Here is a 13,133-nt window from a genome sequence, read left to right as displayed (position 1 = left end):
GGGGTCCGGGGCGGAGCCCCGGCGGGGGCCGCGTCGGTGCGGGCTACTCCGTGCGGAGGCCGTCCGGGCGCATTTGGCGGAGCAGGGCCGGGAGGCTGAGGAGGGTCACCACGGCGACCAGCGCCGCGCCCGTCCCGGTCATCGCGGCGACCGAGGACCAGTCGATCCGGACCGGCCGGGCGGTCATCCGCATCAGCACGGCCCCCAGCCCCACCCCCGCCGCGGTGGCCAGCGCCAGGCCCAGCCCGATCGGCAGGGCCATCTGCCACAGCACCGACAGGCTCAGGGTCGAGCGCTTGGTGCCGAAGGCGACCAGGGCCGACAGCAGCCTCTTGCGCTCGCGCAGCTGCTCCAGCTGCGAGACCAGCAGGCTGGTGCCGATCAGGATCAGCACGGCGGTCGCGCCGAAGAACAGCCCGGTGCGGATCGCCGAGTAACCGGCCTTCTCCCTGGTGTACTTCAGCGTCAGCGTGCGGCTGAGGGGATCGGCGTTGAGGGCGGCCGTGCGGACCTTCTCCAGGGCGTCCGGCACCGACGCGTCGACCTGTACGAAGACCTGCGCGTTCTCCGCCGCGCCCACGCCCCGCGGGGACAGCGAGGGGGTCACCAGGACGCCCTGGCGGATCCGGCCGGTCGGGTCCTCGCGGGCCGTGACCGGCATCGCCCCGGCCGGGACGGTCCATTCGAGGGGCTTGGCGTCCGGCGCGGGGTCGAAGAGCGGGTCGACGAACAGCTTCCCGTCCGGCTGCAGGGGTTCGTACTGGTCGGGGCCGGCCAGTACGAAGGCGTCGCCGTCCGCGCACGCGTTCAGTACGGCGACCTCGCGCAGCGCCTCGCAGGTGCCGACGGTGATCTCGGTGCGGATCCCGGTGTCGGCGCCCGGCCGCCGTCCGTAGACGGTGGTCAGCGGGACGGCCGCGACGACCCCCTCGGTCGCGGCGACCTTCGCGGGGAGGTCGCCCGTGCTCTCCTGGCCCGGCGGCAGGCTGATCGCGAGCGCCGCCCGGGCCGGGTCCTGGCCCGTGGAGGCGACGTAGTCGCTCTCGACGGCGGCGAAGAGCATCTGCAGGGCGATCGCCCCCGCGACGGCGACGGCGACGCCGTTGGCCAGCCGGGCGGCGCCGCCGCCGGTCAGCTGCAGGCGTCGGACGGCCAGCTGCCAGGACACCGGGCCGCCGGAGAGCCGGGACACGAGCCGCTCCAGCACCCAGGGCAGCAGCGCGGTGATCGCGACCAGGAGCAGGGCCACACCGGCGCTGACCTGCCACTGGTTGAAGTCCCCGCCCTCGCTGCGGCGGCCCGCCAGCGGGACCAGCAGGCCCAGCCCGCCCACCGGGAGCAGCAGCCGCCACCAGACGCGGCGCCGGCGCGGAACGGTCGTACGGACGACGCCCAGCGGCTCGACGACCACGCCGCGCAGGGCGAACAGGGTCACGGCGACCGCCGCCGCGGGCACCACGACCGCGACCAGCGCGGCCAGGCCCGGCGAGGGGTTCAGGTCGGCGGGGAAGACGCTGCGCTGGCGGAGAGTGAAGCTGCCGGCCAGTTCGCGGCCGACGGCGAAGAAGCCGACCCCCAGGAACAGCCCGACCAGGGACCCGGCGAGGGCCTCTCCGGCGGCGATCCGGCGGACCGTCCGGGTGTCCGCGCCGACCAGCCGCAGCGCCGCGAGCCGCAGGTCGCGGCGCTCACCGCCGAAGCGCACGGCGGCGGCGATGAACACGGCGACGGGCAGCAGCAGCGCGACGAAGGTCAGCACCACCAGCAGCATGAGCACCGGGTCGAGCTCCTCGCGTTCCTCCACGGGGGCGAAGCCGGTGATCCGGATGACCTGGTACTGCTCGGGGCCCGTCTTCTGGAGGCGGTCGTTGCCGGCGTAGAAGAGGAGCTCGCCGGGGCCCATCAGGCCCGGGTCGCCGATGATCTCGGAGACCCGCCAGTCGAGGCGCTTGCGCAGTTCCGCGCCCTCCGCGGAGTCCAGCAGCTGCTTCAGCGCGGGGGAGACGGCCATCTCGCCGGGGCCGGGGATCTTCTCCAGGCCCGGCGGAACGGGCGCGTCGGGCCCCTCGGCCCGCAGGAACGAGCCCTCGACCGCCGCGTCGTGGTACGTCTGGTCGGCGCGCATCACCAACAGGGTGTCGCGGCCGGGCTGTTCGGTCCTCGGCGCGTCCAGCGTGGAGCGGGCGTCGCTCCGCTCGTAGCGGGCGGTGAGAGCGCTCGGCAGGGCGGTGGAGATCAGCAGCAGGGCGACGCCGAGGCCGACGCCCACCCCGGTGAACAGGGTGCGGGTCCAGCCCTCGCGGCCGCCGCCGAAGGCGAAGCGGACACCCATGCCGAGGTCCCGGGCCCATGCGCGCAGGGAGCTCATATGACCCGCTCCATGTCGAGCGACCTGCCGTCGCGCACGACGATCTCCCGGTCGGAGTAGGCGGCCACGCGCGTCTCGTGGGTGACGAGGACGACGGCGGCGTTCGCGGACCGGGCGGCCTCCGTGAGCAGCTGCATCACGAGTTCGCCGTTGAGGGAGTTGAGGGCGCCGGTGGGTTCGTCGGCGAAGATCACCCGGGGCCCGGTGACCAGCGCACGGGCGACCGCGACCCGCTGGCCCTGGCCGCCGGACACCTCGCCGGGGCGCTTGCGGGTCAGGTCGTCGACCTGGAGCCGCTCCATCCAGTGCACGGCGGTGGCCTCGGCCTCCTTGCGCCGGACTCCGGCCAGCCGCAGCGGCAGGGCCACGTTCTCCACGCAGGTCAACTCCGGTACGAGCTGCCCGAACTGGAACACGAAGCCGAAATCGGAGCGGCGCAGGGCGCTGCGCTGCGCGTCGTTCATCGTGCCGAGCTCGCGGCCGGCGTACGAGACGGAGCCGGTGTCGGGCGTGACGATGCCGGCGAGGCAGTGCAGCAGGGTGGACTTGCCGGAGCCGGAGGGGCCCATGACGGCGACGACCTCGCCGGCGTGGATGGAGAACTCCGCGCCGTCGAGCGCCTTGGTGGTCCCGTAGGCCTTGTGGAGGTCCGTGGCGGCGAGCAGTGATCCGGCCGGTGTCATCGGCGTACCTCCTGGGCGAGCTGGTCGAGGCGGGCCGCGGTGAGTTCCAGCCAGCGGAGGTCGGCCTCGAGATGGAACAGGGCGTGGTCGCAGACGAGCTGGTCGGCGATGTCGCCCTTGCGCTTGCGCGCGGTCAGGATGCGCATGAGGCGCAGGTGCTCGGCACGCTGGGTGTCCAGGAGCCCGCCCGCGCTGCGGTGGGTGAGCAGGGCGAGGACGACCTTGGTGTAGAGCACCGAGTGCAGGTACGGCTCGGGCTTCTCGGGCTGCGAGAGCCAGGCCTCGACGTCGGTGATGCCGGCGTCGGTGATGGCGTACCGCTTGCGGTCGGGACCGGCGCCGCTCTCGATCCCCTCGACCTCGACGAGGCCGTTCTTCAGGAGGCGGGACATGGTCGAGTAGACCTGCCCGTAGGCGAGGGGGCGGTCGTGGCCGAACTTTTCGTCGAAGGCCCGCTTGAGGTCGTAGCCGTGGCGCGGGCCGGCCTCCAGGAGGCCGAGGAGCGTGTGACCGATGGACATGCCGGTGACTCTACACGGTGTGTATACGCTTGATGTATAGGTGCCCGGCGTGCGCCATCCGAAGGGAATCTGCCCGCGACCCGCCCACACGGAATGCAACTCCGGCCCTGGTCCGCGGCGTTGCTGGCATCTTGACGGTTCATGCACGCACCCGCCGGCAACCCGGCCACACTCCCGCCCCAGCAGGCAGGCACCGAGGAACGGGCGGCGCCGCAGCCGCCCGTGGAGGACCGCCCCGAGCGCACATGGTGGATCTGGGCCATGGCGGGGGCGCTGTTCTTCGCCTACATGGCGCTGTCGCTGCGGATCCACGAGCGCCTGCTGTCCCGCAGCTTCGATCTGGGGATCTTCGCCCAGATCGTGCGGTCCTACGCGGAGGGGCACCTGCCCGTGTCCGAGGTCAAGGGGCCGGACTTCCCCATCCTCGGCGACCATTTCTCGCCCATCCTGGCCCTGTTGGCGCCGCTGTACTGGCTGTGGCCCTCCGTGAAGGTCCTGCTCGTGGCGCAGGCCGCGCTGGTCGCCGGGAGCGTGCTGCCGCTGGCCTTCTGGGCCCGCCGGACGCTCGGTCCGGCCGCCGCCGCGGTCATCGGCACCTGTTACGGGCTCTCGTGGGGCCTGGCCAGCGGGCTCGCCTCCGACTTCCACGAATGGGCCTTCGCCCTTCCGCTGCTCACGCTCTCCCTGACCGCCCTTGGCGCCGGACGGCTGCGCGCCGCCGCGTGGTGGTCGCTGCCGCTCCTGCTGGTGAAGGAGGACCTCGGTCTCACGGTGGCCGTGATCGGACTGGTCATCGCCTGGCGGGGCGGGCGGGGCGGCCGCCGGCTGGGGATCCTCACGGCCGCGGCCGGCGTGGCCGGTTCCGCGCTGGCCCTGCTCGTGCTGGGGCTCTTCGCCCCGGGCGGGTTCAGCGGCTACCTCGCCTCGCACAACCCCGGGGCCGCCCCGGGCGCCGTCCCGGGCGGCGTGCTGGTGGGCGACGCGGAGGGCGGCGCGCTGGGCCTCTTCCACCAGCTGACGCTCGGCCTGATCACCCCGCAGGAGAAGGTCACCACCCTGATCCTCATCCTCGCCCCCACCCTGTTCATGGCCCTGCGCTCGCCGCTCGTGCTGATCGCGCTGCCGTCCGTCATGTGGCGCCTCGTCTCGAACTACCCCGACCACTGGGGCACCGGCCACCACTACTCGCTGCTGGTCATGCCGATCGTGTTCGTGGCCTTCGTCGACGCCCTGCACCGGCGGGGTTCGGGCGTACGCAGCGTGCACCGCTACCTGGCGGGCTCCTCGGCGGTCACCCTGATGCTGCTGCCGCACTTCCCGTTCTGGCAGCTGACCCAGCCGGCGACCTGGGCGGACGACCCCCGCGTCGCCGTGGCGCACAGCGTGATGGACGAGATCCCGGACGGCGCCGTGGTCCAGGCGTCGACCCAGCTCCTGCCGCAGCTCGCCGACCGCACCAGCGTCAGCCTGTTCGGCTGGGGGGACAGCCGCCCCCATCCCGAGTGGATCGTGGTCGACACCCAGATGGATCCGTTCCAGCGGTGGCCGCTGTCGGTCAGGGAGGAGCAGCGGGCCCTGGACGCCGCCCGGAGCCGGGGGTACCGCACGGTGGACGAGAGGGACGGCTTCGTCCTGCTGAGCCGCACGCAGTAGCCGCTGTCGGCACCACAGTGCGAGGGGGGCGCCGGCCACGGGCCGACGCCCCCCTCGTGCATGTCGTACGGCGGTGGGCCGCCCGCGGTCACCCGGCCGGGCGCTCCACCCTGACGGACTTGATGACGGCGGGGTCCTTGGGCTTCCCGGCCGCGGACCCGTCGGCCGTGCCCTTCGAGGCGATCTTCGCCACCGCGTCCAGACCGTCGACCACCTTCGCGAACGGGGTCCAGTGGGGCGACATGCGGTCGCGGGGATCGGCGTAACTGATGAAGAACTGACTGCCGTTCCTTCCGGGCTTGGCCTTGGACATGGCGACGGTTCCCGCCGGATAGGAGGCGCCGGCCAGATTTTCGTCCTTGAACCAGTACCCGGGGTCGGCCTTTCCTTCCCCCGCGGGATCGCCGCATTCCAATACGTAAATACCTCGAACGGTGAGGCGATGGCATTTGCTGCCGTCGAAGTACTTCTTTCCGGCCAGGAACGCGAACGAGTTGGTGGCGCACGGCGCGTCCTTGGTCAGCGCCTCGATGGTCACGGTGCCCTCGTCGGTGACGATCTTCGCCCGGTACGGCCGGGCCGCGTCCTCGGCGTTGAAGGGCGGGACCGCGGCGGCGCCGGCGGATCCGCTGGGCGTGTAGGAGCAGGCGGCCGCGGCCGGCTTGGAATCCGTGGAGGCGCCGGTGAGGGAGACCGCGGTCCAGGCGAGCCCGGCGCACGCGGCCACCACCGCGATCGCGATGCCCGCCTTGCGGCCCGCCCGCAGTGCGCCGTGGTTCTTCTCACTGGTCGGATTCATGCGCGCCTCGAATTCGGTGAGCGGCCGTATATGACGCGGCGAGAGTATCCAGTCGCACGGAGGCGGGCCGGTGGCACACGCCGTGCAATTCCGGCGGAAATACCTCAGGAATCCGGTGCGTTGCGGGGCCGGCCGCGGCGGGGGATCGGCCCCGGGGAGGAGGGCAGCCGCCCGGCCTCGGACAGCGCGCGGCGCAGCAGGAACTCGATCTGCGCGTTCGCGCTGCGCAGTTCCTCGCCCGCCCACCGCGCCAGCGCGTCGTACACCTGCGGGTCCAGCCGCAGCAGCACCTGCTTGCGCGCCGCCCGTCCCCCTGCCCCGGCGGCACCGGCGGCGGGCTCCCCGGCCGGGGCCTCCGGCCGGTCCGGACCGCCGTCCCGGCGGGAGGGCTCGGGCCGGGTCACTGGTAGAGGGTGCCCGTGTTGACGACCGGCTGCGCGGCGCGGTCCCCGCACAGGACCACCATCAGGTTCGAGACCATGGCGGCCTTCCGCTCCGGGTCCAGGTCCACGATGTCCTCCTCCGCCAGGCGGGTGAGGGCCAGTTCGACCATGCCCACCGCGCCTTCCACGATCTGCTTGCGGGCCGCCACGACCGCGCCCGCCTGCTGGCGCTGGAGCATCGCGGAGGCGATCTCCGGAGCGTACGCGAGATGCGTGAAGCGGGACTCGATGATGCTCACGCCGGCCGCCTCCACGCGGGCGTGCAGCTCGGCCGCGAGCTTCTCGGTGATCTCCTCGGCGTTCTCCCGGAGGGACAGCCCGCTCTCGTCGTGGGCGTCGTACGGGTACTCGATCGCGATGTGCCGCACCGCCGCCTCGGTCTGCGTCTCGACGAACTCCGTGAAGTCCTCGACCTCGAAGACGGCCCGCGCCGTGTCCTCGACCCGCCACACCACGACCGCCGCCAGCTCGATCGGGTTGCCGTAGGCGTCGTTGACCTTCAGGACGGCCGTCTCGTGGTTGCGCACGCGGGTGGAGATCTTCTCCCGGGAGGTCAGCGGGTTGACCCAGCGCAGTCCGTCCGTGCGGATCGTCCCGCGGTAGCGGCCGAACAGCTGGACCACCCGGGCCTCACCCGGCGCGACGGTGTTGAGACCGCTCATCGCGATGACGGAGGCGAGCGACACCAGGATGCCGCCCGCGATCAGCAGGGCCTTGGCCGCGGCGGCCGTCATGACGGCGCCGGCCGCGATCAGGCCGCCCCCGGCCGCGATGCCCGCCAGTCCGAGCAGCAGCGCCAGGCCGCCGCCCACGCTGCGCGCGCTGAATTCCCGTATGCCGTCCGCCGCCCCGGCAGGTGCGGTCGCTGCGTTCGTCATGGTCTGCCCCGTTTCTCTTGGTCGCGGCCGGTCGAGCCGCTTAGCAAAGTGATATCACTTTTTGGTGTTACGGCAACCCTTCGGGCCTCACGTGCGTCGGTTCCTGTGGCGTGGGTGCTGATTCTCACGTCCGAAATGACCGGTATTGATGATGGTTGGCCAACCTTTGTCACAGCCTGCGGTGTTAGCTTTCTGAGCTGACGTGTCGGGGGAAATCGAGCGGAGCGGGAGCGATGAGCCGAGCAGAAACGCGTAGGGCGCAGCAGCGCAGTGCGCGGCGTGCGCCGAGCGGACGCGGGAAGCCCGCCACGGGTGGCGGGAGCGGCGGCAAAAAGACCGGCATACGCCGCCTCTTCACCTGGAAGAAGATCCTCGGGACCTTCTTCGGTCTGATCCTGCTCCTCATGGCCGCGGCGATCATCCTCTACTTCTCGGTGAACGAACCCACCGACCCGAACAAGAGCGCCACGCTCCAGAGCAACACCTACCGGTACGCCGACGGCTCGATCATGGCCCGCACCGGCCAGATGAACCGCGAGAACGTGACGATCGACAAGATCCCCGAGGACGTCCGCACCGCCTTCATCGCGATCGAGAACAAGTCCTTCTACAAGGACCGCGGCATCGACGTGATGGGCGTGGCCCGGGGCCTGTTCAACACGGTGCGCGGCAAGGGCACGGCCGGCGGTTCGACGATCACCCAGCAGTACGTCAAGAACTACTACCTGACGCAGGACCAGTCGCCGACCCGAAAGCTCCGGGAGCTGGTGATCTCCCTCAAGGTCGACCAGCGCATGGAGAAGGACGACATCCTCGTCGGCTACCTGAACACCAACTTCTACGGCCGCAACGCCTACGGGATCCAGGCCGCGGCCCAGGCCTTCTACGGCGTCGACTCCGACAAGCTCACGCTGGAGCAGGGCGCGTACCTCGCCGCCGTCATCCAGGCGCCCAGCCAGTACGACCTGGCGACCGCAGGCCCGAACGGCACGAGGCTCGTCAACATCCGCTTCAACGCCGTCCTCGACAACATGGTCGAGATGGGCAAGCTCGACCCGGCCAAGCGCAAGACCATGACCCTCCCGCCGCCCATCAAGCCCAAGCCCCGCCCGGGCATGGACGGCCAGAAGGGCTACCTGATCCAGGCGGCCAACGACGAGATGAACGAGCAGAAGATCACCGACGCGCAGATCGCGGCCGGTGGCTGGAACATCGTGCTCAACATCGACCCGAAGAAGCAGAAGGCGCTGGAAGAGGCCGTCAACGAGGAGCTGGAGTCCAAGCTCGACCGCAAGGACACCCAGAACCGCCCCGTGGACCAGAACGTCCAGGCGGGCGCGACCTCGGTGGACCCGAAGACCGGCGCCATCGTCGCGATGTACGGCGGCCAGGGCCTGACGGAGAAGTCCGCGAGCAACGCCCTGCGCACCGACTACCAGCCCGGCTCGACCTTCAAGCCGGTCGTGCTCGCCTCCGCCCTGCAGAACAACGCCACCACGCAGGACGGCAAGCCGATCACCCCGAACACCCTCTACGACGGCACCAGCAAGCGTCCGGTCAAGGGCAGCAAGGTCCCCTTCGCCCCGCAGAACCAGGACGACCGCAACTTCGGCGATCCGATGATCACCGTCCAGGGCGCCACCGACTTCTCCGTGAACTCCGTGTACGCCCAGATGATCGTGGACGTGGGCCCGGAGGACGTGAAGAAGACGGCCCTGTCGCTCGGCCTGAAGGACCGTCCCGGCTGGCCGGCGGACCAGCCCGCCATGTCGCTCGGCACCATGAGCGCCAACACCGTGGAGATGGCGGGCGTCTACGCCACCTTCGACAACCACGGCAAGAAGGTCACGCCGACCATCGTCAAGAAGGCCGAGCACAGAGACGGCGAGTACACCCCCCGTCAGGCCATCGGCGCCCAGGTCATCAGCCGCCAGACCGCGGACACGGTCACCAAGGTGCTCACCGGCGTCGTCAACGACGAGGGCGGCTCCGGCAACAAGGTCCGCAGCAGCTCCTACGAGGCCGCCGGCAAGACCGGTACCACCGAGAAGAACGTGGCCGGCTGGTTCACCGGGTTCACCCCCGAACTGGTCACCGTCGTCGCCATGTTCGGTGAAGACCCCACGACGCACACGCAGGTCACGCTGACCGGTACCGCCGGCGGCGGTCGCGCGGGTGGCTCCACGTTCCCCGCGGCGATCTGGAAGGCGTACACCCTGGCCGCGCTCAAGGGCCAGGACACGGCCGAGTTCGACCTGAAGGAGGCGGAGATGGGCGCCCCGCAGGCCCCGACCCGCAGCGCCTCCCCGTCGGCGTCGACGAGCGCCTCGTCCTCCCCGTCGGCCAGCAGCACCCCGCCGGGGAACCAGTCGCCGTCGCCGACGCCGAGCAAGAGCGGCTCGAAGTCGCCGACCCCGAGCCAGTCGCCGAGCACGAGTCCGAGCCCGACCAAGTCGAACGGCCCCAAGCCGCCGGACCCGCCGCTCTTCCCGCCGCAGCAGGCGGAGTAGGACCCGTAACGACGAGAACCGCCGCCCGCACGAAGCGGGCGGCGGTTCTCGTCGTTCTCGGGGCCTGCTCAGCGGCGCTCGTGCGCCCCCGGCAGCGGCAGCTCGAACCAGACGACCTTGCCGCTGCTCAGCCGGGTCGCACCCCAGCGCCGGGCCATCCGGTTGACCAGGAACAGGCCGCGGCCGCCCTCGTCGGTGTCCCGCGCCCGCCGCTGGCGGGGCAGCTGCGGGGAGTCGTCGCCGACCTCGCAGCGCAGCACGTCCGTCCGCAGCAGCCGCAGCGTCACGGGCCGTTCCGCGTACCGGACGGCATTGGTGACGACCTCGCTGACCAGCAGCTCCAGGGAGTCGCTCAGCTCCTCCAGGCCCCAGCGGGTCAGCGCACGGCGGGCGAACCGGCGGGCCCGGCCCGGTGCCGTCTCCTCCGGGTCCAGGAACCAGTACGCGACGTCACTGGGCGCGATCCCGTCGAACCGGGCCGCGAGCAGCGCGATGTCGTCGTCCCGGTCGCCCGGGCCGAGCATGTCCAGCACGTCGTCGCACAGGGCCTCCAGCGGCGGCGGGTGGTCCAGGCCGGTCAGCTGGGCGGTGGCGGCCAGCCGCTCGCGGAGCAGCTCGATGCCCGTCCACACGTCCCGCAGCCGCGACTCCACCAGGCCGTCGGTGTACAGCAGCAGGGTGGCCCCCGCCGGGGCGTCCAGCTCCACGGCCTCGAAGTCCACGCCGCCGACACCGATCGGCGCGCCCGGCGGCACGCGGAGCACCTCGGCGCGGCCGCCCAGGTGCAGGAGCACCGGCGGAGGATGGCCGGCGTTGGCGATGGTGATCCGGTGCGAGACCGGGTCGTAGACCGCGTACAGGCAGGTGGCCATGCGGTCCGAGCCGAGCCGCTGCGCCTGCTCGTCGAGATGGTGCAGCACCTCGGCCGGCGGCAGGTCCAGCTGCGCCAGGGTCTGTGCCGTCGTACGGAGCTGGCCCATGATCGCGGCGGAGGTCATGGAGTGGCCCATGACGTCGCCGACGACCAGCGCGACCCGGCTGCCGGGCAGCGGTATGGCGTCGTACCAGTCCCCGCCGACCCGCGCCGTCTCGGCGGCCGGCAGGTAGCGCGAGGCGAGCCGCACCCCGGTGGGCTGGGGCAGGCTGTCGGGCAGCATCGTGCGCTGGAGCTCGTCCGCGATGTACGCCTCGCGGCCGTACAGCACCGCCTTGTCGATGCCGAGCGCGGTGTGCGTGGCCAGCTGAGCGGCGACCAGCAGGTCGTTCTGCTCGAACGCGGGCCGCTCCGGGCTGCGCAGGAACACGGCCGCGCCGATCACCCGGCGCCGGCCGCGCAGGGGCGCGAGGACGGCCCGGTTGCCGCGCGGCACCGGGTGCTCCGAGCCGAGCAGCTCCGCAAGGGCCTCCTTGGCGCCGGAGGCGGACCCGAAGACGGGCCGTACACCGCGCAGTACCTCGGCGAGCGGGCCGCCGGAGCGGATCTCGCACAGCTCGGCCGCGGGCAGGTCACCCTGCGGGCCGAGCAGCGGCAGCTGACTGAAGTCGAGTTCGCCGGCGGCCCCCGCGGCCCCGGCGCCCTCGACCGTGGTCAGATCGTCGATCGGCCGGAGCCGGTCGGTGCGGCGCAGCCTTAAAACGACCGTGCCGAGGGGGCGCTCGTCGCCGACGGGCAGCGGGTCGCGCAGGTAGACCAGGATCGCGTCGGAGAAGGTCGGGACGGTGGCCCGGCACAGTCCGAGCACGATCTCGTCCAGGTCGATGCCGCGGGCGATCCGCCGCGTGGCGGCCCCGACGAACCGCAGCCGGTCCCCCTCGCGGCGCGCGGCCGGGACCTCCCCTCCGGTCGTCCCGCCCTTGCCGTCCCCGGCCGGGCCGCCGCCCTCCCCGCGGGGGCGGGGTGCCGTCACGGGTCCGCCGTGCCCGGTCTCCTCGCCGCGCGGGCGGGGCTGCTCGGCCGCTGCGGTGCCGCCTGCCGCGTTGCGCGCGGCCGCGCCGTCCCGGGACCGGGCCGCGCCCCGGTGGGGCTCGGCCTCCGGGGAGCCGCCGCCGTCGGCAGCGGCGGTCCGGGGGCGGGCGTTGCCCGGGACCTCGCCGCCGGAGGCGGTCGCATCGCCCCGGGGGTGGGGGAGTGCGGCGGCAGCGCCGCCACCCGCCGCGGCCGGAGCCGCCTCCCCCGCCGGGCCGGCGCCGGCGACCACGGCATGCGTGCGTACGGCCTCGGCGGCGATGGGCGCCTTGCCGTGGCCGGGCTCGTCCGTACCTCCGCCGGAGGCGACGGGCTGCGGGCCCTCCTGGGAGGTGGGGTACTCCGTCACGCGTGGAATTCCGTCCGTTTGCGCTCGATGTGCGCTGCACTCAACTCGGTCAGTCGCGGTATACCCGCTCAGCGGCCGCGGCACCATCGCCCCGCGCTTCCGGGTCCCCCTCGTTACTTCTCGCCCTGCCTCGACCTCCGGTCAAGTACCGCGCGTAACACGACACTTACGGAACCACGGGCCGCCCGCACCGCCGGCGCTGCGACCTCGCGAAGAACGATCCTACGATTGAACCCCCGGGGCGCATCAAGGGTCTCATGAGGTCATATGCGCCGGAGTGCGGTCCCAGTCCTCGGGCAGGAGCGGAACCGTCCATACCGGATCCGGCCGCCAGTCCTCCCAGCCGTCGCAGAACGGCGACCCCCACGCCTTGATCACGTCGACCGCGTCGCGCCCCGCAGCCAGCACCTGCTCCGCCTGCTCCGGGTCCATGAGACCCGAGTGCTGCGCCTGCGCGAACTCGTCCTCGTCCCGCCACTTCCACGTGCGGTCCGGGTAGACGGAGATGTCGAGGAAGTGGTCCTCGGAGTCCACCCCGCCGGACCACCTGGTCCGCGGCGACTCCAGGTTCACGTACCAGTTCTTGAACCGCCAGCCGTGCTCCCAGAACAGCCACACCGACCACGGCTCCCCGGGCCGGGCCAGCTTCAGCACGCCCGCCCCGAACCAGCGCGACCGCACGGTGGTCCGCGGCGCGGTGTAGCGGGTGGCGAGGGGCTCCTGGTGCACGGGCGTGCCGTCGGCCAGGACCGGCTTGACGCACTCCGTGCCCGGGGCCATCCAGACCGCGAGGAGGTCCTCGGTGTCCCGCACCACGGTCACGGGGCGGCAGATGTGCACCCGGCCCGTCGGCCCCGGCGCGTGGTCGCGGTAGCGCCAGAGGATCTGCTCCCCGGGCGCCCAGCGCATGCCGTGCGCCGCGTCACGGCTCGTGGGACGGAAGGTACCTGTCATGCGCAGATC

At 72.4% G+C, this 13,133-nt stretch carries 10 protein-coding genes; 2 read left to right on the top strand and 8 right to left on the bottom strand.

Annotated elements, in window-relative coordinates:
* Positions 1 to 43: 43 nt before the first annotated feature.
* From ACIGFK_RS05935 to ACIGFK_RS05925, 3 genes are read right to left on the bottom strand one after another with little or no spacing between them, the layout of a single operon-like run.
* The gene (locus ACIGFK_RS05935) at positions 44 to 2,368 is read right to left on the bottom strand and encodes an FtsX-like permease family protein (RefSeq protein WP_400050708.1); all 2,325 of its coding nucleotides are present in this window, start codon (positions 2,366 to 2,368) and stop codon (positions 44 to 46) included.
* Positions 2,365 to 3,051: an ABC transporter ATP-binding protein gene (locus tag ACIGFK_RS05930; RefSeq protein ID WP_400050707.1), complete on the bottom strand. Its 687-nt coding sequence runs from the start codon at positions 3,049 to 3,051 to the stop codon at positions 2,365 to 2,367. The genes ACIGFK_RS05935 and ACIGFK_RS05930 overlap by 4 nt, the downstream gene beginning before the upstream one ends.
* Positions 3,048 to 3,572 (bottom strand): PadR family transcriptional regulator, encoded by a 525-nt coding sequence (locus ACIGFK_RS05925; protein WP_376661647.1) that lies wholly within the window; start codon positions 3,570 to 3,572, stop codon positions 3,048 to 3,050. The genes ACIGFK_RS05930 and ACIGFK_RS05925 overlap by 4 nt, the downstream gene beginning before the upstream one ends.
* A gap of 141 nt (positions 3,573 to 3,713) precedes the next feature.
* Here ACIGFK_RS05925 and ACIGFK_RS05920 point away from each other — a divergent pair, with 141 nt between their 5' ends.
* Positions 3,714 to 5,225 (top strand): DUF2079 domain-containing protein, encoded by a 1,512-nt coding sequence (locus ACIGFK_RS05920; protein WP_376661648.1) that lies wholly within the window; start codon positions 3,714 to 3,716, stop codon positions 5,223 to 5,225.
* Between the two features lie 88 nt (positions 5,226 to 5,313).
* On the opposite strand, the gene ACIGFK_RS05915 is transcribed toward ACIGFK_RS05920, so the two are convergent.
* The 3 genes from ACIGFK_RS05915 to ACIGFK_RS05905 form a co-directional block, all read right to left on the bottom strand.
* Positions 5,314 to 6,024 carry a peptidylprolyl isomerase gene (locus ACIGFK_RS05915; RefSeq protein ID WP_376661649.1) on the bottom strand — a complete coding sequence of 237 codons (711 nt, stop codon included), beginning with the start codon at positions 6,022 to 6,024 and terminating at the stop codon, positions 5,314 to 5,316.
* A 104-nt stretch (positions 6,025 to 6,128) separates the two neighbouring features.
* A complete protein-coding gene (locus ACIGFK_RS05910) occupies positions 6,129 to 6,428 on the bottom strand; it encodes a hypothetical protein (protein ID WP_376661650.1) in 300 nt (99 codons plus the stop codon).
* Positions 6,425 to 7,345 (bottom strand): SPFH domain-containing protein, encoded by a 921-nt coding sequence (locus ACIGFK_RS05905; RefSeq protein ID WP_376661651.1) that lies wholly within the window; start codon positions 7,343 to 7,345, stop codon positions 6,425 to 6,427. The genes ACIGFK_RS05910 and ACIGFK_RS05905 overlap by 4 nt, the downstream gene beginning before the upstream one ends.
* A 233-nt stretch (positions 7,346 to 7,578) precedes the next feature.
* Here ACIGFK_RS05905 and ACIGFK_RS05900 point away from each other — a divergent pair, with 233 nt between their 5' ends.
* Complete coding sequence (locus tag ACIGFK_RS05900; RefSeq protein WP_400050704.1) at positions 7,579 to 9,855, top strand: transglycosylase domain-containing protein; 2,277 nt, start codon at positions 7,579 to 7,581, stop codon at positions 9,853 to 9,855.
* Between the two features lie 68 nt (positions 9,856 to 9,923).
* On the opposite strand, the gene ACIGFK_RS05895 is transcribed toward ACIGFK_RS05900, so the two are convergent.
* Together ACIGFK_RS05895 and ACIGFK_RS05890 are read right to left on the bottom strand one after the other, a co-directional pair.
* Positions 9,924 to 12,170, bottom strand: a complete 2,247-nt coding sequence (locus ACIGFK_RS05895) for a SpoIIE family protein phosphatase (protein WP_386469420.1) — start codon at positions 12,168 to 12,170, stop codon at positions 9,924 to 9,926.
* A gap of 255 nt (positions 12,171 to 12,425) precedes the next feature.
* Positions 12,426 to 13,124, bottom strand: coding sequence for a DUF402 domain-containing protein (locus ACIGFK_RS05890; RefSeq protein WP_376661231.1), 699 nt, complete (start codon positions 13,122 to 13,124; stop codon positions 12,426 to 12,428).
* Between the last annotated feature and the right edge of the window lie 9 nt (positions 13,125 to 13,133).

The sequence above is a fragment of the Streptomyces sp. NPDC085524 genome (assembly GCF_044541755.1).
Lineage (GTDB): Bacteria > Actinomycetota > Actinomycetes > Streptomycetales > Streptomycetaceae > Streptomyces.
This window is presented reverse-complemented; position numbering and strand designations above follow the sequence as displayed.

Coding starts and splice junctions, on each gene's coding strand:
- ACIGFK_RS05935 (WP_400050708.1), bottom strand. CDS start 2,368: ATGAGCTCCCTGCGCGCATGGGCCCGGGACCTCGGCATGGGTGTCCGC.
- ACIGFK_RS05930 (WP_400050707.1), bottom strand. CDS start 3,051: ATGACACCGGCCGGATCACTGCTCGCCGCCACGGACCTCCACAAGGCC.
- ACIGFK_RS05925 (WP_376661647.1), bottom strand. CDS start 3,572: ATGTCCATCGGTCACACGCTCCTCGGCCTCCTGGAGGCCGGCCCGCGC.
- ACIGFK_RS05920 (WP_376661648.1), top strand. CDS start 3,714: ATGCACGCACCCGCCGGCAACCCGGCCACACTCCCGCCCCAGCAGGCA.
- ACIGFK_RS05915 (WP_376661649.1), bottom strand. CDS start 6,024: ATGAATCCGACCAGTGAGAAGAACCACGGCGCACTGCGGGCGGGCCGC.
- ACIGFK_RS05905 (WP_376661651.1), bottom strand. CDS start 7,345: ATGACGAACGCAGCGACCGCACCTGCCGGGGCGGCGGACGGCATACGG.
- ACIGFK_RS05900 (WP_400050704.1), top strand. CDS start 7,579: ATGAGCCGAGCAGAAACGCGTAGGGCGCAGCAGCGCAGTGCGCGGCGT.
- ACIGFK_RS05890 (WP_376661231.1), bottom strand. CDS start 13,124: ATGACAGGTACCTTCCGTCCCACGAGCCGTGACGCGGCGCACGGCATG.